The 24,343-nt window shown below is 59.8% G+C and carries 18 protein-coding genes and 1 pseudogene; 8 read left to right on the top strand and 11 right to left on the bottom strand.

What is annotated here, in order from left to right; translation table 11 throughout:
* Positions 1–153: 153 nt before the first annotated feature.
* Entirely contained in the window at positions 154–3,402 is a 3,249-nt protein-coding gene (locus IPK17_RS00930) for a PKD domain-containing protein (RefSeq protein WP_343415790.1), read from the bottom strand.
* 87 nt (positions 3,403–3,489) lie between these two features.
* Between IPK17_RS00930 and IPK17_RS00925 the strand changes: the two genes are divergently transcribed.
* From IPK17_RS00925 to IPK17_RS00910, 4 genes are all read left to right on the top strand, one after another.
* Positions 3,490–4,188, top strand: a complete 699-nt coding sequence (locus IPK17_RS00925; protein WP_343415789.1) for a response regulator transcription factor — start codon at positions 3,490–3,492, stop codon at positions 4,186–4,188.
* 375 nt (positions 4,189–4,563) lie between these two features.
* Positions 4,564–5,286: a hypothetical protein gene (locus IPK17_RS00920; protein WP_343415788.1), complete on the top strand. Its 723-nt coding sequence runs from the start codon at positions 4,564–4,566 to the stop codon at positions 5,284–5,286.
* Positions 5,207–6,688 carry an ATP-binding protein gene (locus IPK17_RS00915; RefSeq protein ID WP_343415787.1) on the top strand — a complete coding sequence of 494 codons (1,482 nt, stop codon included), beginning with the start codon at positions 5,207–5,209 and terminating at the stop codon, positions 6,686–6,688. The genes IPK17_RS00920 and IPK17_RS00915 overlap by 80 nt, the downstream gene beginning before the upstream one ends.
* A gap of 7 nt (positions 6,689–6,695) precedes the next feature.
* Positions 6,696–7,679 carry an NHL repeat-containing protein gene (locus IPK17_RS00910; RefSeq protein ID WP_343415786.1) on the top strand — a complete coding sequence of 328 codons (984 nt, stop codon included), beginning with the start codon at positions 6,696–6,698 and terminating at the stop codon, positions 7,677–7,679.
* 417 nt (positions 7,680–8,096) lie between these two features.
* On the opposite strand, the gene IPK17_RS00905 is transcribed toward IPK17_RS00910, so the two are convergent.
* The 7 genes from IPK17_RS00905 to IPK17_RS00875 form a co-directional block, all read right to left on the bottom strand.
* The gene (locus IPK17_RS00905; protein ID WP_343415785.1) at positions 8,097–8,870 is read right to left on the bottom strand and encodes an amino acid ABC transporter ATP-binding protein; all 774 of its coding nucleotides are present in this window, start codon (positions 8,868–8,870) and stop codon (positions 8,097–8,099) included.
* Positions 8,863–9,771, bottom strand: a complete 909-nt coding sequence (locus tag IPK17_RS00900) for an amino acid ABC transporter permease (RefSeq protein WP_343415784.1) — start codon at positions 9,769–9,771, stop codon at positions 8,863–8,865. Before IPK17_RS00900 ends, IPK17_RS00905 begins: the two co-directional genes overlap by 8 nt.
* A 62-nt stretch (positions 9,772–9,833) precedes the next feature.
* Entirely contained in the window at positions 9,834–11,300 is a 1,467-nt protein-coding gene (locus IPK17_RS00895) for a transporter substrate-binding domain-containing protein (RefSeq protein ID WP_343415783.1), read from the bottom strand.
* A gap of 97 nt (positions 11,301–11,397) precedes the next feature.
* Positions 11,398–12,189, bottom strand: a complete 792-nt coding sequence (locus tag IPK17_RS00890; protein ID WP_343415782.1) for a GNAT family N-acetyltransferase — start codon at positions 12,187–12,189, stop codon at positions 11,398–11,400.
* Between the two features lie 243 nt (positions 12,190–12,432).
* On the bottom strand, positions 12,433–12,681 hold the full coding sequence (locus tag IPK17_RS00885; protein ID WP_343415781.1) for a hypothetical protein: 249 nt from the start codon (positions 12,679–12,681) through the stop codon (positions 12,433–12,435).
* Between the two features lie 12 nt (positions 12,682–12,693).
* Positions 12,694–14,001: a GTPase HflX gene (hflX, locus tag IPK17_RS00880; RefSeq protein ID WP_343415780.1), complete on the bottom strand. Its 1,308-nt coding sequence runs from the start codon at positions 13,999–14,001 to the stop codon at positions 12,694–12,696.
* Positions 13,998–15,173 (bottom strand): aminotransferase class I/II-fold pyridoxal phosphate-dependent enzyme, encoded by a 1,176-nt coding sequence (locus IPK17_RS00875; RefSeq protein ID WP_343415779.1) that lies wholly within the window; start codon positions 15,171–15,173, stop codon positions 13,998–14,000. Before IPK17_RS00875 ends, hflX begins: the two co-directional genes overlap by 4 nt.
* A 247-nt stretch (positions 15,174–15,420) precedes the next feature.
* Between IPK17_RS00875 and IPK17_RS00870 the strand changes: the two genes are divergently transcribed.
* The 4 genes from IPK17_RS00870 (at position 15,421) to IPK17_RS00855 (ending at position 20,057) form a co-directional block, all read left to right on the top strand.
* Complete coding sequence (locus IPK17_RS00870) at positions 15,421–16,206, top strand: glycerophosphodiester phosphodiesterase (RefSeq protein ID WP_343415778.1); 786 nt, start codon at positions 15,421–15,423, stop codon at positions 16,204–16,206.
* 109 nt (positions 16,207–16,315) lie between these two features.
* Positions 16,316–17,668, top strand: coding sequence for an extracellular solute-binding protein (locus tag IPK17_RS00865; protein ID WP_343415777.1), 1,353 nt, complete (start codon positions 16,316–16,318; stop codon positions 17,666–17,668).
* An 82-nt stretch (positions 17,669–17,750) separates the two neighbouring features.
* A complete protein-coding gene (locus IPK17_RS00860) occupies positions 17,751–19,181 on the top strand; it encodes a carbohydrate ABC transporter permease (protein WP_343415776.1) in 1,431 nt (476 codons plus the stop codon).
* A 132-nt stretch (positions 19,182–19,313) separates the two neighbouring features.
* Entirely contained in the window at positions 19,314–20,057 is a 744-nt protein-coding gene (locus IPK17_RS00855; protein WP_343415775.1) for a carbohydrate ABC transporter permease, read from the top strand.
* 175 nt (positions 20,058–20,232) lie between these two features.
* Here the strand turns inward: IPK17_RS00855 and IPK17_RS00850 are convergent, their stop codons facing one another.
* The 3 genes and pseudogenes from IPK17_RS00850 to IPK17_RS00840 all read right to left on the bottom strand — a co-directional run bounded on the left by IPK17_RS00850 (position 20,233) and on the right by IPK17_RS00840 (position 24,336).
* Complete coding sequence (locus IPK17_RS00850; protein ID WP_343415774.1) at positions 20,233–21,120, bottom strand: hypothetical protein; 888 nt, start codon at positions 21,118–21,120, stop codon at positions 20,233–20,235.
* A gap of 633 nt (positions 21,121–21,753) precedes the next feature.
* Positions 21,754–22,976: pseudogene (trmFO, locus tag IPK17_RS00845) on the bottom strand (FADH(2)-oxidizing methylenetetrahydrofolate--tRNA-(uracil(54)-C(5))-methyltransferase TrmFO).
* Between the two features lie 115 nt (positions 22,977–23,091).
* Positions 23,092–24,336 carry a tetratricopeptide repeat protein gene (locus tag IPK17_RS00840; protein WP_343415773.1) on the bottom strand — a complete coding sequence of 415 codons (1,245 nt, stop codon included), beginning with the start codon at positions 24,334–24,336 and terminating at the stop codon, positions 23,092–23,094.
* Positions 24,337–24,343 lie beyond the last annotated feature (7 nt).

Raw genomic sequence — 24,343 nt, 5'->3', positions numbered from 1 at the left:
GCTTCGGATAGAGCCTCCCCGTCAGCGTATGGATGTCGTCAGCCAGCGCTGCCATGGGGTGCTTGTTCTTCCCCTCTCCCTTGGGAGAGGGGACTGAGGGGTGAGGCTAATCCCCCTCTCCACTCGGAGAGGGGGCAAGGGGGTGAGGTTGTACTACGCCGGGAACAAGCTGCTGCGCAGCAGCTCCAGCGTCCGCAAAATGTACAGATTGACCGCGTTGACACCGTAGGTCGTCACATCACTGACCGCGAGGCTGCCGCCGCCGTTCGGCGAGACGCTCAGCGACACATTGTCGCCGTCCAGACCCGCATTCGGCAGTTCGCTCAGGCCGCGATACACATTGATCAGCGGGATCATGTTCGCGTTCGCCGCGTCGATGATCTGCTCGTTAATCGCATTGAGTGTCTCCTGTGACACGAAGCCGTCATTGCGTGGCAGGGTGGTCATCAGCACGGGGATCGTCCCGTTGCTGATCACGGTATTGATGATCTGCTGCAGGTCGTTGCGGAACGCCGACATATCGCGACCCGGATCAAGCGCATCGTTGGCGCCCACCGAGATGATTAGGATCGCGGGCTTCACCGCTTGCAGTTCGCAGGCGAGGACGTTGGCGCCGCCGGGGCACAGGCTCTGGTTCACGTTGCCCGAGTCGAGCAGGTCGTATGAGCGGCGGTCGCTGCCAATCGCCTGCGACTCATGCACCAGACTGTTCGTGCCATCCGCCAGCGTGACCGCGTTATACCAGTTGATCACGGTTTGCAGGTCACCATTCTCGCCGAGGTTGAACTGGGCTGTGCCAAACGGGGTCAGCAGCGGTAGCCCGGCGTCGAAGCGATTTTCGAACAGGTCGTCACCAGCTAGCGAGAACACCTGCGCGGAGTTGCCCATCGCCACACCGTTGTTGAAGATGTTGCCGAGGTTCGCCAGAATCTGGCTGAGATCCGGCAGCACTGGCGTCTGCATGACGATGCTCGGCGCGCCGACCGTCGGCTCCGTCGTCGGCGTTTCCGTCGGCGTGGGCGCAGCGGTCACGGACACCAACTGTTCGTCCGTGTCAAAGGCGCCGCTCGGGTCGCTGACCGTCAGGCGCACTGTGTAATCGCCGCCTGCCGCATATGCGTGCAGCGGGCTTTGTTCGTTCGAGGTCGTGCCGTCGCCGAAGTCCCACTGGCGGAACGCGATGTTGCCGCTCGACAGGTCGGAGAACTGGATCGACTGCGGGCTGCCTTCGACCGGCGCGAAGCTGAAGCTTGCCGTCAGCGGCGTCTCGATTGTGACCACCTGCGTGGTCTCCGCGCTCGGCGCACCCGGATCCGCCGATGTTGCGACGAACAGGCGCACATTATACGTGCCCGGTGTCGGGAAGGTGTGAATCGGGTTCTGTTCGTTCACGCCCGAGCCATCGCCGAAATTCCACTCATAGTAGCCGATATTGCCTGTCGACTGGTTTGTGAACTGGATCGTCAGCGGGTCACCACCCACGGGGGCAAAGGTGAAGTTCGCCACCGGCGGGACTTCCGTGTTGGTTGCGCTCGGTTCAGGCGTGGCGGTTGGCGGCGCGACGACGGTTACGGCTTGGTCGAGGAAGTCGGGCGTGCCGCTGAAATTGGCGACCGTCAGGCGCACATTGTAGGTGCCGCCCGCCGCGTACACATGGATCGGGTTCTGCTCGTTAGTGGTCGAGCCATCGCCGAAATCCCATTGCCAGAAGGTGACCGGGCCTGTTGACTGATCGAAGAACTGTACCGCCAGCGGGTTGACCGGATCGACGACGAAGCTGTAGAGCGCATCGGGCGGGACTTCGGTTGCCGTCGCAGGTACATCCGTGTTGGTCGCAGTGGGTTCGAGCGTCGCGGTCGGAGGCGCGACGACGGTCACGGCTTGGTCGATGAAGTCGGACGCGCCGCTGGAATTCGCGACCGTCAGGCGTACATTGTAGGTGCCGCCTGCCGCGTACACATGGATCGGGTTCTGTTCGTTCGACGTGGTGCCATCAGCGAAGTCCCACTGCCAGAACGTGATCGGCCCTGTCGACAGATCAAAGAACTGCACTGCCAGCGGATTGACCGCGTCGACGGCGAAGCTGTACTGGGCATCGGGCGGGACTTCGGTCGCCGTGGACGGCACATCGGTGTTCGTGGCGGTCGGCGGCACATCCGTATTCGTCGGCGTGAAGGTGAACGTCGGCGGCACGGTGGTTGTAGTCGGCGTGAAGGTGAGCGTCGGCGGCACGGTCGTCGGCGTCCAGGTGAACGTTGGTGTCCATGTTGGTGTCGGCGGCACCGGGCTGGTTACCGTGATCTGCCGCACCGCGGTCGACGAACCGCCGGGGCCGATCACTGTCAGCAGCACGTTATACGTGCCGGGGATGTTGAAGGTGTGCGCCGGGTTGCGTTCGGCGCTGCCCGTGCCGTCGAGGAAGTTCCATGCATACGCGCTGATTGTCCCCGTCGACTGATCCGTGAACTGGATCGTCAGCGGCGCGACCCCGCTGGTGCGATCCAGCGTGAAGCCCGCGACCGGAGCACTCGGACTCTGCGCGCTGATCTGTCGCGATACGTTGGCTGATCCGCCGGGACCCGAGACGGTGAGTGTCACGGTATACAGGCCGGGATTGGCAAACACATGATTCGGATTCGCCTCCGTCGATGTGGTGCCATCGCCGAAATTCCACTGAATCGAGTTGATCTGCCCGCTCGATTGGTTCGTGAAGTTCACGGTCAGCGGAACTTGGCCGGTCGCGGTGTTCACGTTGAACGCGGCAATCGGCCGTTCGATCTGCGGCGTATTCGACGGCACGGGCGTCGGGCGGAAATTCTGCACGCGGATGCCATTGACGACCGTCGTCAGCAGCGTGCCATCGCGCAGGAACACGCGCAGACGCAGTTGGTACGTGCCGTCAGGGATCGACGATGTGGTCCACCCGCCGAGCACGCCGTTCGATACGGGTGTGGTAATTGCCGGCGTCGCCGGGTACCACAGGTTGCCCGGGTTCGGTTCCGGCCCATATTCCACTTGATACTGGAGGAAGTTGGGGTGGGTTGCCGACCCGAAGATCGTGATCCCACCCGCCACCACATTGCCGGGAACGGGCGATAGGATTACGATATTGACAGGCACAGACGGGATCGTTGGGAGCGGACGCACAGTCGCTGGGACGATTACGACCGCCGTCGGCGGAATCTGTTGATTGACCCGCGTTGGGTTCGTTGTGAGCGGCAAGGTGGTGGGCGCGCCGCTCGTTGTGGCTGGCGTTCGCGTTGGTAGTCCGGTTGGACCGCCGGTTGTCGTGGCCGCCTGCAGCGTTTCTTCGGCTGGATTACCCGCGCCGAGATTGCACGCGCTGAGGATGAGCGCCAGCACGACCAGCAGCACCAGGACAATTTTCCTGTACTGTACCATCAATCACGTCCCTTTCTTAATCGAAAAAGCAAGCGTTCTTGAGCAAGATTATAGCCATAAGCACCGTTCGTCGTAGGGGTAAGCGCCATGAAAGCTATGATTGTAGATGATGAGCAAGCGATCCGCGATGCGCTCGGCAAGAAGCTGAAGCGCGCGGGGTATGATGTCTTTCTGTGTCAGGATGGCAATGAAGCCCTGCGGGTCTTCTATGCCGAACGGCCTGATATCGTCATACTGGATATTGTAATGCCAGAAAACATTGACGGCCTGACGGTTTGCCGACGGATTCGCGACGTTTCCGATGTCCCGATCCTCATGCTCTCCGCGCAGGCCGTCACCGAAGAGGATGTGATCGACGGCTTAACCGCGGGCGCGGACGAGTACCTGATCAAACCCGTCCGCTTGGACGAGTTCGTCGCCCGCGTCGACGCGCTGCTGCGCCGCATGCGCCTCGCCAGCTCTGACAGCGACCAGCGCTATGATGACGGCTACCTCAGCGTCGATCTTCATCGGCGGCAGGTGCACGTCAACAACCGCAAAGAGCATCTTACGCCCACCGAGTTCAAGTTGTTGGCCGTGCTGCTCGAAAACGCCGGGCGGGTCGTCTCGCAGCGGGATCTGCTGGAACAGGTATGGGGACACGAATACGTCAACGACGTGTACTACCCGCGTGTCTACATTAGCCAACTGCGCCGCAAAATTGAGAAGGATGCCGCCAACCCGCTCTACATCCTGACCGAACATCGCATCGGCTACCGCTTCGAAAAGCAGTCCAAAAAAGCCTGACCCGGCGCTTCGTGTTCCCCTCTCCCTGGGGAGAGGGGCTAGGGGTGAGGCTAAATCCCTTTTGCGCCAGCCTGCTGTTCTGAATATAGGGACGAGGCGCTTGCCGGTACGTGCGTAGAACACTATGAAGCAGCTTGTCCTGGTCGGCTTTTGAGTTTGCGGACGCGATTTATCGCGATCCTGAGGCGTGACAAGATAATTTTCTCGTAGGGACGCAATTCCATGCTCTACTGGCATCAAACCGACTTCCCGTTATTCGGGGGGTTAGCGTGATCTTGCCTCGCCAAGTATTGATCGGATTTAGCGCCTGCGACTGAACTCAACACGCCTACCCTCCTGCTGAGTGGTCTCACGCTCCCCCTCGCGCTGAGCTTCTTGCTCATCGTGCTGTGGAGCGACCGCCGCAAGGAACTCAACCAGTTTTTCGGCGTGTTCATGCTGCTCGTGTGCTTCTGGAACGGCGGCTCGTTCATTTATCAGGCGCTCGGCCTCCTCGATCAAGTCGATCCCGGTTTGCGAAATGCGGCGGTGCTCTTTGTCGAACTCGGTTTTGCCGGGTCGAGCGTCGCTCTGTACGCGCTGACTGTCGTGCTCGTGCGCAGCTTTGCCTTGCGCTTCCGCTGGCTGACGTTCGCCTCGCTGCTGGTCATTTTCGTCTATCGCTTGTTTCTCGTCGTCCCGTCTACGGCCATGCCCGAACAACCGCAGGTGCTGCCCGCCGTGTTTTTTGTGCTGTTTGGCGGCGGTACGCTGCTCCTGCTCTGGCGCTATTACCGCAAAATCCGGTCGAGCATGCTGCGCTTCGGCCTAATTCTGTTCGTCGTGGGGCAGGGCGTCAGCTTCCTCAATCCCCAACTGACCATCACCGATCTCTCGCTTGGCATCTCTGCCTTTGCCTCGCTGATCATCAGCTTTGCCATTTTGCAGCTGGAGATTCTGCGCCCGCTGGCGGAACGCAATTCGCAGGTTGAAGCGATTCAGCGCCTCAACCTCGCGATCACCCGGCAGGCCTCGCTTGATGCGCTTCCTCAACCAGATCGCTCGGCAAGCCGCCTCCCTGTTACAAGCCGATGGCGTGGGCATCTTCCTCCACCATGACGGCGTATTTCAACTGGCGAATGTCTACAACCTCCCGTCGAGCTACTTGACCGTCCAGATGCCGCTAGGGCAGGGCATCGCCGGACGCGCCGTGCAGACCCGCCAATCCGTCGCGCTCGACGACTATGCGCGTGATTGGCGTGGCTCCGACGATCTCCCCCTCGCCAAAGAGACTTTTGGCTCGCTCGTGTGTTCGCCGCTCATTCATGGCGATGAGCCCGTCGGCGCTTTGCTGGTCGTCGCGGGTCGGCAGGGGCGCCTATTCGGACGTGAAGATGTCTATCTGCTCGAATTGCTCGGGGCCCAGGCTGTCGTCGCCATCGTCCATAGCAATTTGCTCGAAGAACAGCAGGAGCTGAATCGGCAGGTCGAATACGCGCGCAGTCAGCTTGAAACGGTGCTCTCCAGCACCGAGAGCCCGGTTGTCGCCGTCGACCGCGACTACCGCTTGATCTTCGCCAACCCCGCCGCCCGCGCCCTGTTCCCTGTGCGCGACGATCTCCCCCTCGTCGGGCAAATTCCGCCGGATGCGCTGCCCACCCGCCAGCTTTTCCGCGATATTCGCCGCAGCCGCGCGCACACCTACGAACTCGCCCTCGGCGATACATTCTACCTCTGCCATCTCGCGCCGCTCGGCTACCCGCCGCGCCGCATCAGCGGGTGGGTCGCCGTCCTCAACGATGTGACCCAGCTCAAAGAGCTGGATCGCATGAAGAGCGAGATGGTGCGCATGACCAGTCATGACCTCAAGAACCCGCTGCAAGCGGCGATGGCCAACCTCGAACTCTTGCAGGACGAACTCACCGACGCCGATATTCACAACTCCGAAATCGACGACTCCATCACGCAAATCGACAAGCAGTTGTCGCGCATGAACCGCATTATCCGCGGTATCCTCGACCTGGAACGCGTCAAAATCGGCGCGCGTAATTTTGACTATTGCCCCCCCGCGCAGATTGTCGACCGCGCGTTCGACGAAATGGCCGCGCTCGCCACCGACCGCCGCATCCAACTCGTCGCCGATGTCCCGCTGGACTTGCCTGCGCTCGCCTGCGATCCTGACCAGTTTGAGCGTGCCATCATCAATCTAGTTGAGAATGCGATTAAATTCTCTCCCTCAGGCGCCTCGGTAGGGGTGCGCGTTCGCGCAGAAAACGGTACGCTTGTGTTTCAAGTTGAAGATTCAGGAGTCGGTATCGCGGAGGAACTCCAGCCGCGGGTCTTTGATCGCTTCTATCGCGCCAACCAGAAGGGGACAGAACACGTCACCGGGTCGGGCTTGGGGTTGAGCTTGGTCAAGACCATCGTGGAGAACCACCACGGCAAAGTAACGCTCACCAGTCAGGTGGGCGTTGGTACGACGTTCACCGTCACCGTGCCGCTCACCGCCGTCAAGAATTAGGAGTCGTATGCGCCGCTTCACGTTGATCGGGGCAGTCTGCCTCGTGTTTGTCTTTGGTCTGCTGACCGTCTACGCGCAGGACAGCGCGCCCGCGCCCACCAAAACCCCTACGCCCGCGCCCGAAGTGACCGAAATCGCTTCGGCATCAGCGGAACTCGAACCGCTCACGCAGAATGAACTGCACATCCTAACCGGGAACGTGCAGCGCCCCAACGGGATCGGGCTGTTCAACAACAACCTGTATGTCGCCTGTACTGGTGACAGCACGCTCTACGAGATCAATTCCGAGAGCGGCCTGACCGCAACCTACATCTGGGGCGTCATGAACGCTCACACCCTGTACATTGATGAAGGCTCCGACCGCCAGATGCATCTGTGGGTGCCGGATTATCAGGAGAACAACCTCAAGCAGGTGACTCGCCTCGGCATGCAGCGTGTCGCCTCCGGCCTGAACGGGCCGTGGGGCATCACCGCCATCAGTGACGAGGATTTCCTCATCACCAATTTGCTTGGCAACTCGATCACCCGCGTGTCGCGTTCAGGTGATGTCACCTCCGTGCTCGAAGGTCTCTCTTCGCCCACGGGCATCGTGAACACCGACGAACATGTGTTTGTCGCCAACAACGGCAGCGCCCGCCGCGCCATTGAGTGGTACGCGCTGGACGATCTGGCTTCTGCCGCCACGCCGACCGCCGCGCCCACCGATCAGACTCAGGTGCTCGTCAGCGGCTTGCAGAACACAACGGGGCTTCAACTCGCGCCGGATGGTAATCTCTACTTCGCCTACTCGCTGGCGAATCGCGGTGTCGTCGGGCGCGTCAACCCGCAGACCTGCCTTGAAAACGGCGGTTGCTCCAACGCCGACGTCGAAATCGTCCTCTACACCGACCTGACCGCGCCGCTCGCTGGCCTTGTCATCACGCCAGACATGCGCATCTTCGTCCACACCATGTTCGCCCCGGAACTCTACTGGGCGCAAATCCAAAACTAACCCAGTCAAACAAAACCCCTCTCCTTTGGGAGAGGGGCAGGGGTGAGGTTCGCTCTACACTGCGCGGATTCTGACTAACGTTTGCCTGTGCGGATGTTGCTTTCTCCTCTCCCTGAATTCGGGGAGGGGTCGTCTTTCCCCCTCTCGTCTAGGAGAGGGGATTAGCTGTCAGGGGTAGGTTTTTAATGCTTCCCAATGGAATGCGCGTTTCTTTCGCCAAAACCCCTGTAGGGACGAGGCATGCCTCGTCCTGTTTTTCTCTGGATTGGATGAAAAGCCTGCCATCCGTGAAAGCAAAAGAAGGTTTTAGCCAATAGGGTGACGGTTGTTTTGGCAAAGGAGGACGAGGCATGCCTCGTCCCTACAATTGAAAACCTACCCCTGTTAGGAGCGGGGGTTAGGGGGTGAGGTTTGTCTTTACAGAATCTTCCCCAAGAATTGCTTTAGGCGATCATGCTGCGGATTTTCGAACAAATCCGCGGGCGTCGTTTCGATGATCTTCTCGCCGTGATCCACGAAGATAATGCGATTCGCCGCCGCGCGGGCAAACCCCATCTCATGTGTCACCACGACCATCGTCATGCCTTCGCGGGCGAGGTCGAGCATCACATCCAGCACCTCTTTGATCATTTCCGGGTCGAGTGCCGAGGTCGGCTCGTCGAACAGCATAATCTTCGGGTTCATCGCCAGCGCCCGGGCAATGGCCACGCGCTGCTGCTGCCCGCCGGAAAGCTTCGCCGGAAACACGTCGGCTTTTTCCGGAATGCCGACCTTGACCAGCAGCCGCCGCGCGATCTGTTCGGCTTCGGCGCGGTTGCGCTTGCGCACCACCGTCTGCGCCAGCATCAGGTTGCCCATCACGCTCAAATTTGGGAACAGGTTGAACGACTGGAACACCATGCCGACTTCTTCGCGCACGCGGTTAATGTCGCACTTCGGGCTGTTGACCTGCACATCTTCCACCCAGATTTCGCCGGAATTCACCGTTTCCAGCCGGTTGATGCAGCGCAGCAGCGTTGACTTGCCCGAGCCGCTCGGCCCGATGATGACGATTACTTCGCCCGCGTAGATGTCGAGGCTGACGTTACGCAGCGCCTTGACCGCGCCAAAGTGCTTGGTCGCGTTGCGAATGCGGATGATCGGTTCTTCGATCTGACCGGGCTTGCTTTCTATGGCGGCAGCTTCATTCATCGCGTTTATCCTGTTGCAAACGGTGTTCGAGATAGATCACGCCCAACGACATGAGGATCGTGACGTTGGCGTAGATGAACGACAGAATCAGCAAGCCTTCCGGATAGCGGAAGCGGTTGCTGGCGTACTGCCGGGTGAGATGCGAAATTTCCGGCACGGCGACCACTGAAGCTAGCGAGGTGTCCTTCAGCAGCAGGATGAAGTTGTTCGCCAGCGCGGGCAGCACGTTGCGAATCGCCTGCGGCAGAATCACATAGCGCATCGCTTCGACATACGTCATACCCAGCGAGCGCGCCGCTTCCATTTGTCCCTTGCCGATGCTTTCGATGCCCGCGCGGAACACTTCTGACATGAACGCGCCATACGTGACCGCGAACGCCAGTACGATGCGCACCACCGGGTCAATATCGCGCGCACGCAGCGTCGTCGTATCGATCACGGCCGGGTCAATGCCCACAATGCTCTGAATGAAATTGTCTAAGAAGGGGATGCCGGGCAGTGTTTCTGTACCTGCGATCAAATCGACCAGCGCCGGCGTGACCACGAAGGCGAAGATCAGGATGATCACTAGCAGCGGCAGCCCGCGGAATAGCTCCACATAAAGGGTAGTTACGTTGTAAATAATGACATTTTTGGAGATGCGACCCAGCGCCACGATCAAACCGATGACCAGGGATAGGAGAAACGACAAGATCGTGATTTGCACAGTCACGCCGATCCCGACGACGATGTAATCCCAGGCTTCGATCATCACTTCGCTGTTGAAGATGGAATACAGCACAAAGATGTCGATCAGGATGAAGGCGATGAACCAGCTCCGCCGCATGATGATGTTGCGGACGAGGCCTCTGCCGTCGAAGAAGGTTCTGGGTGCGGCTAGGTCAGGGTTGTTTTGGGCCATTGTGCGATCCTAGAAAAAGAGGCGGATCAACTGCTTGATCCGCCTCAGGCGATGTTAGGAGGTTATTCTGCTTCGAACCACGTCTCGTAGATGTCGTCCCACACGCCGTTCGCTTGCAGAGCCGCCATTGCCGCATTGATCGGCTCAACGAGGTCGCTGCCGCTGGGGAACGCGAACGCCAGACCTTGCTGATCGCCAATCGAGGATTCGAGCGTCATCAGGCCACCCTGTGACTCGATCCAGCCTTCCGCCGCCGGACGATCCACCAGCACCGCGTCGACATCGCCATTGAGCAGCGCCTGAATCGCCGCGCCGAAGGTGTCAAACGAGTTCACGTTTTCCGCCGGGAAGAAGCTCAGCGCGGTGATTTCGTTGGTCGTGCCGATCTGCGTGCCGACGAAGGCGTCTTCGATGGCCAGCAGTTCGTCGGCGTTGGTGAAGCGGTCTTCGCCTTCGCGGACGAGGAGTGTTTCATCGTACGCCTGATACAGCGACGAGAAATCGACCGTTTCGTCGCGGTCTTCGGTGTAGGTGATGCCGTCCGCCGCCACGTCGTACTCGCCGTTGGCAATCGCGACCAGCATGCCATCCCACGCCGTTTCGACGTACACGGGCACGCAGTTCAGCAGTTCGCAGATGGCATTGAACGTGTCGTAATCCCAACCGACCGCTTCGCCGTCTTCGTTGATGAAGTTGTAGGGCGGGTAGGCGTTTTCGACCGCAATCGTGAGTTCGCGCCCTTCAAGGTCCGGCACTTCCGGCGTCACGAACCAGCGGGTGTAAATCTGATCCCAGCGACCACTGGCCTGCAGAGCCGCCATTGCCGCGTTGATCGGTTCGACGAGGTCGCTGCCGCTGGGGAAGGCGAACGCCAGACCTTGCTGATCGCCAATCGAGGATTCGAGCGTCATCAGACCGCCCTGTGACTCGATCCAGCCTTCCGCCGCCGGACGATCCACCAGCACCGCGTCGACATCGCCATTGAGCAGCGCCTGAATCGCCGCGCCGAAGGTGTCAAACGAGTTCACGCGTTCCGCCGGGAAGAAGCTCAGCGCGGTGATTTCGTTGGTCGTGCCGATCTGCGTGCCGACGAAGGCGTCTTCGATGGCCAGCAATTCGTCGGCGTTGGTGAAGCGGTCTTCGCCTTCGCGGACGAGCAGTGTTTCATCGTACGCCTGATACAGCGACGAGAAATCGACCGTTTCGTCGCGGTCTTCGGTGTAGGTGATGCCGTCCGCCGCCACGTCATATTCGCCGTTGGCAATCGCGACCAGCATGCCATCCCACGCCGTTTCGACGTACACAGGCACGCAGTTGATCAATTCGCAAATGTCGTTGAACGTGTCGTAATCCCAACCGACCGCTTCGCCGTCTTCGTTGATGAAGTTGTAGGGCGGGTAGGCGTTTTCGACCGCAATCGTGATTTCACGTCCCCCGAGATCCGGGAGCGGGGTGTCCTGTGCTGTGATCGCCGGTACGACGAACAGCAGCAGCGCAATGGTGAGCAGCACCAGCCAACGTTTCTGCATCTTCCTGAACTCCACTTTTGTAGCTAATCCACAACAGAGGATGAATTATACGAAGCTTGGGGGATCATGCAACAGATAGGCGTACCGAGTTCTGAAGCTATCTTTTGTGCACAATGTAGGCTGCTTCATCTGCCAGAAAGTCCACCGCGGCATAGCCTGTGGCAAAGGCTGTCTGCAGGGTGGCACGCAGCGCCAAGCGCCAGGCCACCAGCGTATCGTGACTCAGCCCCTTGATCTGCTGCGGGAGCTGCACCCGATAGCCCACGGCCTTGCCATCCGCCACGCCGACGATCTGAGGCTGTCCGTGCTCGTCGCGCTGCAGCAAGGCCGGGTAGTCCACCGTCTGTTCGAGTGCTTCGCCGTTCACCAGCGCGACCACTCGCGCATCATTCAGTCGCCACACCGCCTCCACGCGATCCGAAGGCAGCCCGTCGGCGTTGATTGCGTCCGTCATGATGCCGTAAAAGTTGATTAGGTAGGTGTCAAATGTTGCGCCGAGCTTGCGCAGATTGAAGTTTGCGTTGCCACGGAGCAGGGGATCATACGTCCAGCGGATTTCATCGTAGCCGTTCGCCAGCGCCCATGCGCGCTGCTGCAGCTTCAGTCCGCGCCCAATGCCGTATTTCTGATATTCAGGATGCACGCCCGCCATATGCGACCACTGCACCAGCCGTCCCGCCAGCGGAATCGGGTACATGACCGCCATGCCGACCAGCTGATTGCCCAAATACGCGCCATTGATCAGCCCGCCTCCATGTTGCAGCGCTCGCAGCATTGTCGAGGGCACGGCATCGCGGGGCTCAATGCCCCACACGCGAATCTCCAGATCGATGACGTGTTCAAACTGCTCCGGTTCGCTCAGCACTCGGTATGCGATGTCTGCTGCCATGTTCTTCCGTTTGCTCCATACACAATTCACCCCTCATCAGAGGGGCGTTAGTTTCTTTCTCCCCTCTCCTCTAGGAGAGGGGCTGGGGGTGAGGTTTATCTTTCCTCCCTCTCCCTTGGGAGAGGGAATGAGGGTGAGGCCATTCTCCTAATGACTGCGTCTGTAGGGGCGAGGCTTGCCTCGCCCGCGTGCCAGCCGATTCCCCGTCTCCTCTTTTCGGAGAGGGGGCTAGGGGGAGGTTACCTAATTCCCCAGCGGCTGCACCAGCAGCAAGCCGATCAGCGCAATGATGATCCCCAGATGGTGCGTCACCGACCATACGACATCCAGCAGCGGCGATGGTGAATTCACGCCGATCAGCGATACCACAAAGCTGACGATGATCAGCAGCACACCGAGCACGATCGGCAGGCCGCGCCGTTTGGCCAGCCAAGCGGACAGGCCTTCGAGGAAGCGAGCCAGGGTACTGGAGCGGTCAATGCCTTTGAACACGATGCAACTCCTCTAAACGCGGTACGCTTTGAACCGTTCATGCATATCTTGCGGCAGCTTGAGCGTGAGCAGCACGCCGCCTTCCGTATGTTCTTGCTTTTCGACTGAGGCCGTCTCGTGCAGCAGCGATACCAGATCGCCACGTTCATACGGAATCAGCAGTTTCGTCTTTTGCAGTGCCGCCTTCAACGCCGTTTCGACCGCGCCGAGCAGCTTCTCCAACCCGATGTTTTGGGTCGCGGAAACCGCGACCTGCGCCACGTAATCTGCCGCGTTTTCCGGCTTCGGCAGTTCGGCTTTGTCACCCTTCCACTGGTCAACCTTGTTCCAGACCAGCACGCGCGGCACGGGTGGCACATCGATCTCCGCCAGCGTGTCTTCCACAGTTTCCAGATGCTGCAAGACGTTCGGATGGTTCACATCTGCCACGACCAGGATCACATCGGCATCTTTGATCTCTTCGAGCGTCGCTTGAAAGGCCGCGATCAGTGTCGTCGGCAGCTTCTGGATGAAGCCGACCGTATCCGTGATCAGCGCCTGTCGCCCACTCGGCAAATCGGTGCGCCGCGTCGTCGGATCGAGTGTTGCGAACAACTGGTTCGCGATATACACGTCCGCCCCGGTCAACGCCCGCAGCAGCGTTGACTTGCCCGCGTTTGTGTACCCGACCAGCGCCACGAGCGGCACGCCCGTGCGTTCGCGCTGGGTGCGGTGGCGGCTGCGATGTTCGCGCACGTGTTCGAGGTCTTCCTTCAGCTTGCTGATGCGCCGCCGAATATCCCGGCGGTCGACTTCGAGCTGCGTTTCGCCCGGGCCGCGCAAACCGACGCCGCCGTTGCCGCTGCGACCGCCGCCGCCGCCCGCCTGTCGGGCAAGGTGCGTCCACATGCGCGTCAGCCGGGGCAGGCGATACTCGTACTGCGCCAGTTCGACTTGCAGCGCGCCTTCACGCGTCTTGGCGTGCTGCGCGAAGATGTCGAGGATCAGCGCTGAACGATCCAGTACCTTCACTTCTTCGCCAAACACTTCTTCGAGTTCGCGCTGATGCCGCGGCGACAGTTCGTCGTCGAACCGCACCGTTTTTGCGCCCGTCCCCAGCAGCGCATCTTTGATTTCTTCGACCTTGCCTGACCCGACGAACGTGGCCGCGTCGATTTTGCCGACATTCTGAGTTATTTGTCCGACTACCGCCATTCCGGCAGTATCGGCGAGCAGTTTCAATTCTGAAAGCGAGTCTTCCATCGACAGCAGGGGGCGGCTTCCCTTGAGGTTAACGCCGACTGCGATCGCCTGTTCTTGTTCAAATTGGAGTTGATTCATCGAGTCCCGTACCACTTCTTTAAACGTTCAAGCGCTTCGTCCAGACGTGCGTCGGGCACGCCCACACTAAAGCGGACGTAATTCGCGCCCCCCGGCCCGTAAATGCCGCCCGGCGCCACCGACACATGCGCTTTCATCAGCGCTTCTTCGGCATACTTGGTGCCATCGCCCAACCCATTCTCAACGCGCCCCCACACATACAGCGATCCTTGGGGTGTGTGCCCGCTGAGCCCGATCTGGGGCAGGGCAGCGACAATCTTGTCCCGCCGCCGCTGATACACTTGGTTGCGCTCATAAATCCATTCTTGCGGAATTTCATCAAACGCCATAATTCCCGCATCATAGATCGGCTGGAAATGCCCGCTGTCCACGTTACTTTTTACCGTCAGCAGCGTCTTGATCGCGTCGACGTTCCCCACCGCTGCGCCGAGCCGCCAGCCCGCCATGTTGTGCGACTTGGAGAACGACACAAACTCAATCGTGCTGTCCATCGCGCCTTCGACTTGCAGCGCGCTCCCTGCCACATAGCCATCGAAGGTGACTTCGCAGTACGGGTTATCCGACGCCAGCAGAATATTGTGCTGGCGGCAGAAATCGACCATGCGTTTGTAGAAGGCCAAGTCCGCGACTGCGCCAGTCGGGTTGTTCGGGTAGTTGATCCACAGCAGTTTGGCGCGCTGGAGCACGTCCGCCGGGATGTTCTCAACCTCCGGATAATACCCGTTTTCCTCGCGAGTCGGCAGCCAGTAAACTTCACCGCCTGCCAGCAGCGCGCCCATCGAATACGCCGGGTAGCCGATGTCGGGCACGGGTGCGATGGCGCCCCGGTCGAGATACGCGAGGCTCAGGTTGACAATGCCTTCTTTGCTCCCCAGCAGCGGCAGCACCTGCTTTTCCGGGTCGACCTTCACGCCAAAGCGGCGCTCATAATACTGTGCGACCGAGACGCGAAACTCCGGTGTGCCTTTATAACCCGCATACCCGTGATGATCGGGTTCGCGTGCCGAGCGGTACAGTTCTTCGACCACCGCTTCGGGCGGCGGCATATCCGGGCTGCCGATGTCAAGTCCGATCACGTCAAAGCCCTGTTGATTCAATTCGCGCACCCGCTGCGTGAGTAAGGCGAACGGATACGGCGGAAGCGCTTGAAGACGAGCGGCAGGAGTTGGCATTTTTACCTTCATCCACACTGACGTTAAGACCCATATTGTATCACATTCACTCATAAGGCGGTGGATTGATAAGTCAGAATATTTGTTCTAGTATATTCGGGTATTCTATTGAAAAGACTGGCAGATCTAGGCTATGGGCTAAGTTTGTTAGAGTGCTCGTCCGCTCGGTTGCCAGCTTTCCGCCGCCCCTAAATCGCATTCCCTGTGTATACTCTCCCACGTGACGTTGGCAGTAAAAGGACTCTCGATGAAAATTCCCCGTTGGCTTCAATGGCTGGTCTTCGGCGTGGTGATCTATCTTGTACGGCTCAACCAGAACCGCCAGCCCATGATCGTGGTCGGGCATCGCGGCGGGGCAGGGCTTGCGCCGGAAAACACAATGGCCAGCCTGCGGAACGGTTACGCGGTCGGCGCTCGCTGGCTGGAAGTCGATGTCCAGCGCACCATCGACGGCACGATCGTCGTCCTGCATGACAACGAGCTGGAACGCACGAGCAATGGCGTCGGTCATGTCAAAGATATCGCCTATGCGGATCTGGCCAAACTGGATGCGGGCTCATGGTACGGTGATGAATTCGCCGGGGAACGCATCCCCACGCTGACCGAAGCGCTGGACTTCATTCAGGAACACGAACTGACGCTGGTCATTGAGATGAAAGACCCGAACCTTTATCCGGGTATCGGTGAGGAAATGCTGCGCATGATCCGTGACCGCCACGCCGAACACAATGTCGTCATCATCTCGTTCGATCTGGACTGGCTGCGCGCCTTCCATGAGACCGCGCCGGATCTGCGCGTGGGTGGCCTCTGGACGTGGATGCCGACCGCCGACACTATCCCGAATGCCCAGTTTGTCGATGTCGAATGGCGTGCCGCGCTCTATGATCCGACGCTCGTCTGGCGCGCGCATCACAGTGGACGGCAGGTCATCGTGTGGACGGTCAACGAGCCGTGGATCGCCCGGATTTTGTATCTCATCGGCGTCGATGTGATCACCACAGATCGCCCGGATTTGATTTTGCCCTTGGTTTAGGGATAAAATGCGGATCATGTGGCGTTAAACAAGTGATGTAATTCACTTAAACGAACGCCACTACACTGCAATATTGCGTTTAGTGGTTCATCTAGGAGAGACTTACGTCATGAATCGTAAATTGGTCGTTTTGTTGAGCCTCACCCTCTTGGCAGTGCTGGCCGTTGTGCCTGCCTTCGCCCAGGATCCGGCTGAAGTCCCTGTGTGGATTGCGTTTACCGACGCTAATCGTCTCGGCTGGGCGCAGGATCGCGCTGCCGAATTTAACGCCGCGTTCCCGCAGTATAACGTGACCATTCAGGGCTACGCGAACTACGAAGAGCTGTTCGCCGCCACCGCCCTCGCCGCGGAACAGGGCAGCCTGCCCGCCGTCGTCCAGTACTTCGAAGTGGCGACCCAGGTCGCGCGTGACAGCGGCTACTTCAAGTCGATTGCCTCCGCGCTCGGTGACCGCACCGAAATCAACGGCATTTCGACCGCGCTCGATGACATCATCGGCCCGGTGGCCGCTTACTACACCCTCGACGGTGAATTCACCTCCATGCCGTGGAACACCTCGTCGGCCATTTGGTTCTCGAACATGAACATCCTCAACGCCGCGGGCATCGACACGCCGCCAGCGACGTGGGCCGAAATTGACGCCGCCTGTGAAGCCATTATGGCGCTGCCGGAAGCCCCGGAATATTGCTGGACGTTCCCGAATCACGGTTGGTTCTTCGAACAGTGGCTGGCGCAGCAGGATGCCGTGTTCGCCAACAATGACAACGGGCGTACCGAACGCGCGACCGAAGTCGCCTTCAACAGCGACGCCGGTGTGGCGATCCTCAACTGGATGCGCGAACAGCAGGACAAGGGTTACCTGTATTACAGCGGCGCGCAGGGCGGCGACTCGTGGGGCACCGTCGATCAGGCTTTCGGCGCTCAGCAGGTCGCGATGGCCGCGTACAGCAGCAGCGACACCGCCGTTTACACCCAGACGGGTGTGGACAATGGCTACGAAGTCGTGGCGTCGTTCCTCCCCTACAATGATGCGACCGGCTGGACTGGCAACCTCATCGGTGGCGCGAGCCTGTGGCTCGTCGACGGCCTGTCGACCGAAGTTGAAGATGGCGCGTTGAGCTTCCTGTTCTGGATGACCAATACCGAAAATGCGGCCTCCTGGCACCAGACCACCGGTTACATCGCCATTCGCCAGAGCGCGGTCGATCAGCTCACCGCCGCTGGTTGGTACGATGAAAATCCGAACTTCCGTGTCGCGTCGGATCAGCTTGCGGCCAGCACCGTCACCCCTGCGACCAGCGGCGCGCTCCTTGGCGCATTCCCGCAGATCCGCAACGTCGTCACGCAGGCGATTGATACCGTGCTGCTCACGCCTGATGCCGACCCCGCGACCGTATTGAACGATGCGGCGGCGGAAGCTAACACCATCCTCGAAGAGTACAACCTGCTCAACGTGGAATAGATCCGATCCAAAGTGTAATTTGTGGGGGCGCAGCATGCTGCGCCCCTACCTTTTTTCGCGAAAACTACCCGGGGTTTTGCTTATGCCCTCGTTTCTTACCGACCTGACCGTACTCCCCATCCTGATCAGCGCCGTGGCGGCGATCATCGGCGCAGCGCTGTTCTACGTCACGTATCGGCGTTTGCACGGTAATCCGCTGGTCGGCATCGCGCTGGGCGGCGTCGCCGGGGCGGTTGCCCCGGTGCTCTTCATGCTGCCGCTCAACTACTGCACTTTTGAGGCGGAACGCGACCCCGCTGATGTCCTCTTTGGCTTAGTGCTGATCGTCGTCGGCCTGGCGATTGTGCTGCTGCCTTTGCGCTGGATCGTGTCGCGCTTGCTGCAGAATGCGCCGCTCGCGGGTGACACCACCTCGCCGGGGGCGTTCAAGAGCCGTCTGCTGCCGCTGTTCCTGCTTGCCCCCACGCTGATCATTCTGGCGCTGTTCCTGTATTATCCGTCGCTGGAAACCTTTCGCCTGTCGACTCTGCTTGCCCGGTTGGATGCGCGGCGCACGGCCTTCATCTGCGTGGATAACTTCACTCGACTACTCCGCGACCCCGGTGACGGGCAGTCGCTGTTAACCCTCATCGGCATCGCTGTTGGTCTGCTGATTGCGGGCGTACTGGTGCTGCGCTTCGCCGCCCATTTCACCGATCAGCCGCTCATTGGCACCAAACGCCGCGCCCCGGTCGCGCTGCGCTACGGCGTGCCGCTCATCATCGGCGTTGTGCTCTACAGCCTCCTGTTTGACGCCGCCAGCGGCTTTTTCAGCGAGGACTATGGGCGCTCGCTTTTGGTCACGTTTGGTATCTCCATCGCGATCGTCGTCATCGGCTTGAGCTTGTCGCTGCTCATCGCGACGATGGCCTACCAGCCGATTACTGGCGCCAAGATCTACCGCACACTCTTGATCTGGCCGTATGCCATTTCGCCTGTCGTCGCCGGCGCGATCTTCCTGCTGCTGTTCAATCCGTCGGGCGGCATCATCAACTACTTCCTGCGCGGAGCATTTGGCTTCACCATCCCGTGGTTGAACGACCCGGCTGCCGCTCCGTGGGCGATCATCCTTGCCAGCGTGTGGAAGTCAATGGGCTTCAACATCCTGTTTTATCTGGCCGGACTGCAAAACGTCCCCAAAGATTTGCTTGAAGCGGGCGGGATTGACGGCGCGAACGCTTTCCAGCGTTTTCGCCACATCGTCATCCCCATGCTTTCGCCCATCACCTTCTTCTTGATCATCACCAACATGACCTACGCCTTCTTCGAAAGCTTCGGCACGGTCGACACACTCACCAATGGCGGCCCGCTCAACTCGACGAGCACGCTCATGTATGAGATCTACGAAATCGGCATCCAGAACAGCGACCTCGGCAAGGCGGCCGCGCAGTCGATCATTTTGTTCGTCATGGTCATCGGTTTGACCGTGATCCAGTTCCGCAGCGCCGACAGCCGCGTCACCTATGGAGCATAACCCAATGGCCACAACGCTTGATCACACCCGCGCGGCGGACAGCACGACAGTGAGCCTGCGGGAGCGCCTCATCCCGAAACGCTGGTATGTGCACCTCATTTTGATCATCGCCTGCCTGTTCATCGGCTTCCCTTGTTCTACGCCATGCTCGTCGGCACGCAGAGCAATTCCGATGTGTTCGCCTATCGCTTCCTCCCCGGCGACTCGCTCGCCTTCAACTGGGATGTCGTAATGAACATCGCGGGGCTGTGGCGCTACATGATCAACAGCGTGTTCATCGCCATCGCCGTGACTGTGGGCAAGACTTTGCTTTCGCTGCTGGCGGGGCTGGCCTTCGTCTATTTCCGCTTTCCCGGCAAATGGATCGTGTTTGGGTTTGTCCTCATCACGCTGATGATGCCCACCGAAATCCTGATCATCGCGCTGTTCCGCTTCGTCAATCAGATCGGCTGGGGCAACACCTACCTCGCGCTGATCGTGCCCTTCCTCGCCAGCGCGACCGGGTCATTCCTGTTCCGTCAGCATTTCGCCAACATCCCGGCGGAACTCTCCGAGGCGGCGCAGCTCGACGGCGCGAATCCGCTGCAGTTCCTGTTCCGCGTGCTCGTCCCCATGAGCTGGAACACTATTGGTGCGCTCGCCGTGATCCAGTTTGTGTATATGTGGAATATGTACATCTGGCCAGCGCTCATTATGCAGGGGCAGGAGGGGCAGGTGGTGCAGGTGGGCTTGCGCACACTGGCGGGCGGTGACCAGATGACCAGCTTCGGCCCGCTCATGCTCGGCGCCGTGATCGCCAGCATCCCGCCAATTATCGTCTTTCTGCTGCTGCAAAAGCAGTTCATGAGCGGTTTCGCGCTCACCCGCGACAAATAAGGCACTTCATCCCCCCTCTCTTTTAGGAGAGGGGCTCGGGTTGAGGCTGTCTTTCGCAGGGACGAGGTATACCTCGTCCTTTTTGTTCCGATTGCCTGTGATGTGGGGTTAGGAGTGAGGCCGCCCTTCGTAGGGACGCAATGATGCAGTTTAAGAAAACGATACGGATTACCCCTCACCCCCAACCCCACTCCCACGCAAGCGGCTGAGGAGAGGACACGTTTTCAAGTGAGCCGTGTGTCTGGGATAAAGGTAAAGCCCAGACACACGGTATGCCGTTGAACGACTTGCGCGAAGTAACGCAGTCCTTCCCGAAAGAGACTCCACAAGCGCCGGAAAGCACCGTTGGGGCGACGGACCAGGGGTTGGGCGCAACCTGCCGCGACCGCTTGACTGCCGAGCGCGACCATCCAAGTGTAGGCAATGGCCAAGAGGATGAGCAGGTTCGCGACGTGGTGGGAGAACGTAGGCGACTGTCGCCCCAATGCCAACCGCCACTTTTCAGGTCACGAAAACTTTGCTCCTGCCAATTGCGCCGCGCATACTCGTATCCGGTGAGCCGTTCATCATTAGTCACCAGCGCCCACGGTTCGTCGTAACCAACGCCCCACAATGCCCGAGCGTGCGCCTCAATCCGTCCCCGCTGCTTGAAGACCCGACCCGCCTGCCTCCACACCTCGCCCGGTTGGACTTGGCGAGCGATGCGATAGTCGGCATCTTCAGTCACGATTTTAGTCTGACAGGTTACGCGGAACAGATAGCGCCAGCCTAAGGCTTCGACCACCCGGCATAAGGCGGGCGAACAGCCAATCCCCCGGTCGGCTAAGACGAGGACCGACGCCAGATCGCCGATGCCTGCTTTCACCGCTTGCAGTAAGGCGCGAATCATCCCAACTTGTCCCTCGGCCGGATACGCTGCTTCGCTGTTGGCTCGGTAGGTGCGCCACGCTAACGGCAAACAGCGTCCTTGCCACGCCACTCCCACCAGCATGACCCCAATCCGGTCGTGGAGCTTCGTTTCATCCACGAGCAACGTGATCTCTGCGCCCCCGACACAACTCACCACCCAGCGACTCCAGGCCTCGAAAAAACGCCCCAAGTCCACCGCCTCGTTGTCCAACCAGCGCCGAAACCGCCGCGCGGTGCTTTCCACTTGCTCTCCACAGCTGGTGGCTTGGGCAATGCCCCTTGCTGGCAGCTTTTGCCTGTATCACCCCGTAGCTAAACAGCGCCACATTCGCTCGTTGCCAACTATTGAAACCCGGTAAATGGGCTGACAACAGTCTCTCCCATTGGTACAGTAATGGATAGTTCATCGCTCATACTCGGTTTGCTTGGTCGCTACCAGTGTGAACGATGAACTCCCTGCTTTTCAACCCCTTTCCCAAACATGTCCTCTCCTCAGCACGCAAGCGGGGAGAGGGGAGAAAAGACGCTTTTGCTGGCTCCCCTCCCCGAATTCGGGGAGGGGCCGGGGGGTGGGGTCGGTACTCCGCCTTCATAAGTTAAATCGCATCATTGCTTCCGCTGCTCTCCGCTTCTCCGCGCCCATGCCTCGCCGAGAGAACAGACACGGCAGTCAATGTCGTCTCCCCTCCCTGAATTCGGGGAGGGGCCGGGGGTGAGGTCGGTGTCCCCTCTCCTTTAGGAGAGGGGTTAGGGGTGAGGTTTATTACTCGATAGGGGTGAGGCCGCGCTACCCCTCCACCGCCTTAACCAGATACGGATCGCCCAACCCGTCGATCTCCGCCTGCATGTTTTTCAGCGCCCGTTCGACATACGCTGCATAGCGCATCCGCTTGTCTTTGACATGCTTTTCCAGCTCCGGCAGAATGCCAAAGTTCGCTTTCATCGGCTGGAAGTGCTTCGCCTCCGCATGTGGACGCCCGTAATCTGACCTGCGAAGAACAAGTCCGCGCGCGTCTTGAATTGCAGCGTTGGGTGGAGCAGGGTGGGGGAGTTGATGAACGTATTGCGGTGCATCTGACCCATGCGCTCAAATTCGGCATTCTCCAGCCCGGGGATCAGGCGCAGGACTTCTTCCTGCTGCCCCCACTTGATATTTGTCTGGAAGCCGACGATGTTGTACAGCGTCCCGGCGACGTTATCCTGCCGGAGCTGCACGACCGCATGCGGTCGCCGCCCTGTGCGCGGATCGGTCAGCCCGACCGGACGCATCGGCCCATACGCCAGCGCGTCCGCCCCACGTGACGCCAACTGTTCAATCGGTAGGCAGCCCTCGAAGAACAGCTTATCTTCCGTCTCGAAGTCGCGCAGCGCCGCCCGTTCCGATCCGAGCAGCGCGCCGATGAAGCGCTCGTATTCTTCCTTGTTCATCGGGCAGTTGATGTAATCGCCCTCGTCCTCGTCGCCGCGCCCGTAGCGGCTCGCGCGGAAGGCGATGCTCATGTCGATGCTTTCCGCGGTCACAATCGGCGCGAGTGCGTCATAAAAGTACAGATACTCTTGCCCGGTCAGTCGCGCGATGTCGGCTGCCAGCGTTTCTGAGGTGAGCGGCCCGGTCGCGATGATCGTCGGCCCTTCCGGCACGCTCGTCACTTCCTCGCGAATCAACCGGATGCGCGGGTGGTTGAGCAGGGCACTCGTCACACTTTCCGCGAATAATTCGCGATCCACCGCCAGCGCACCGCCTGCCGGGACCGCCGCTTTTTCCGCTGCGTCGAGCAGCAGCGACCGCAGCAAATCGAGTTCCGTCTTGAGCAAGCCCGACGCCCGATCCGCCAGTTTCGACCCGAACGAATTACTGCAAACCAGCTCTGCCAACCGGTCACTGACGTGCGCGCCCGTCGTTTTGCGCGGTCGCATCTCATACAACTCAACGTCGAACCCGCGCTCGGCGAGCTGCCACGCCGCCTCCGACCCCGCCAGCCCGCCGCCAATCACTTTTACCGTCGCCATCCGTCTTACATCCAATTCCACTGCTCCTTTAGGAGCAGTCTAGTGATCGTTTTCCCCTTAAGTAACGCCATCTTTTCCCTCTCTCCTCGTTTCGGAGAGGGGGCTAGGGGGGAGGCTAGCTCAATTCCCCCGCCTGCTGATAATACTGCCGCACTTTGTCCAGATGTTCCGCACTCGGCGGCGCGAGTTCCAACGCCTCACCATACGCTTCCCGCGCCTTCGCGTACTGTCCCAAAGCGAAGTAGGCATTCCCCAGCACATAGTAGATGCGGTAATCGTAGATGTCTTGATCATCCGTCTTCGCCGACTGCATCAACCGCTTGATCGCGCTGATCGCCTTCTCATACTCGCCCAGTTGATAATAGCTGCGCGCCATTCGGTAATGGAGCGAAATCTCCCACGGGTGATAAGGATTGAACTGCAGTGCGTTCTGGTACGCCGTGATCGACGCCGCGTACTGGGCTGTCCGGAAGTACGCATCGCCGAGCATCTCTTGTGCGCGTGACCATGTCACGTCAATGCCGAACGGTCGCTTGTTGATCTGCGCGAACTGCTGCAAATACCCGATGATCTCTTTGTCGCGCCCTGCCATGTGCGAGAGCGTTTCTGCCGCTGTGAGCAGCGCGTCGCTCAAGCCCGGTCGCCCTTCGACCCCCGCTGCCGTCGCCACCGTGATCGCGGTCGCTGCGACTTCGAACGCCGTTTCGTAATCGTACATCTCCCGTAGAATGCGACTGCGCAGCGTATGAACTTGCACCAGCCACAAGCGCGGCTCAGTGGTGGGGTAGGTGGCAATGGCTTTGTTCAGAAACGCGAGTGCCCCTTTGGGATCGCGATCTTCATAGAAAGCGACGAACCCCAGACGTTCGTAACAATACGCCGTCAGCGGCGCGATGGTGCTCGGCGTCAGCAGCGCCTGCTGCAAACACTTGACCGCATCAATCGTGCGATTTTCGGTCAGCAGCACGCGCCCCTTCTGGTAGTAAATCCAGCCGAGATTTTCGTAGGTAGTGTGCTCGGTGAGCAGCTTCTCGTAGGCCAGCAGGGCATGTGCCGTATCCGCGCGGTCGGCAAATCCGACGCTCGCTAGTTCAAACCGCGCGAAATGCGTATCTGCCAGTAATTCTAAGTTTCGCGGCGTCTCAAACAGATCCGGCGCGAGGCTCTGCGCCTTCTGCAAATCCTCCAGCGCATCGTCGACCCGCGCGCTGAACAGTCGGGCGCGAGCACGCAAAATGAGCATCCGTGCGCGGCCTTGCAGCGACTGTTCCGACCGAAGGAGACGAGCGATCAGCACCTCTGCTTTCTTGATGTCGCGCTTCAGCAGCAGGTCGTCAATCGTCTGTAATTGTTCCAGCATCTCACCC

This window comes from Candidatus Flexifilum breve, from assembly GCF_016713355.1.
The sequence above is the reverse complement of the archived record's forward strand: the minus strand, read 5'-3'. Positions and strand labels throughout refer to the sequence as shown.

What these genes read in the sequence shown, in the direction of transcription:
- IPK17_RS00930 (WP_343415790.1), bottom strand. Translation starts at nt 3,402, where the DNA reads ATGGTACAGTACAGGAAAATTGTCCTGGTGCTGCTGGTCGTGCTGGCG.
- IPK17_RS00925 (WP_343415789.1), top strand. Translation starts at nt 3,490, where the DNA reads ATGAAAGCTATGATTGTAGATGATGAGCAAGCGATCCGCGATGCGCTC.
- IPK17_RS00915 (WP_343415787.1), top strand. Translation starts at nt 5,207, where the DNA reads ATGCGCTTCCTCAACCAGATCGCTCGGCAAGCCGCCTCCCTGTTACAA.
- IPK17_RS00910 (WP_343415786.1), top strand. Translation starts at nt 6,696, where the DNA reads ATGCGCCGCTTCACGTTGATCGGGGCAGTCTGCCTCGTGTTTGTCTTT.
- IPK17_RS00905 (WP_343415785.1), bottom strand. Translation starts at nt 8,870, where the DNA reads ATGAATGAAGCTGCCGCCATAGAAAGCAAGCCCGGTCAGATCGAAGAA.
- IPK17_RS00900 (WP_343415784.1), bottom strand. Translation starts at nt 9,771, where the DNA reads ATGGCCCAAAACAACCCTGACCTAGCCGCACCCAGAACCTTCTTCGAC.
- IPK17_RS00895 (WP_343415783.1), bottom strand. Translation starts at nt 11,300, where the DNA reads ATGCAGAAACGTTGGCTGGTGCTGCTCACCATTGCGCTGCTGCTGTTC.
- IPK17_RS00890 (WP_343415782.1), bottom strand. Translation starts at nt 12,189, where the DNA reads ATGGCAGCAGACATCGCATACCGAGTGCTGAGCGAACCGGAGCAGTTT.
- hflX (WP_343415780.1), bottom strand. Translation starts at nt 14,001, where the DNA reads ATGAATCAACTCCAATTTGAACAAGAACAGGCGATCGCAGTCGGCGTT.
- IPK17_RS00875 (WP_343415779.1), bottom strand. Translation starts at nt 15,173, where the DNA reads ATGCCAACTCCTGCCGCTCGTCTTCAAGCGCTTCCGCCGTATCCGTTC.
- IPK17_RS00870 (WP_343415778.1), top strand. Translation starts at nt 15,421, where the DNA reads ATGAAAATTCCCCGTTGGCTTCAATGGCTGGTCTTCGGCGTGGTGATC.
- IPK17_RS00865 (WP_343415777.1), top strand. Translation starts at nt 16,316, where the DNA reads ATGAATCGTAAATTGGTCGTTTTGTTGAGCCTCACCCTCTTGGCAGTG.
- IPK17_RS00860 (WP_343415776.1), top strand. Translation starts at nt 17,751, where the DNA reads ATGCCCTCGTTTCTTACCGACCTGACCGTACTCCCCATCCTGATCAGC.
- IPK17_RS00840 (WP_343415773.1), bottom strand. Translation starts at nt 24,336, where the DNA reads ATGCTGGAACAATTACAGACGATTGACGACCTGCTGCTGAAGCGCGAC.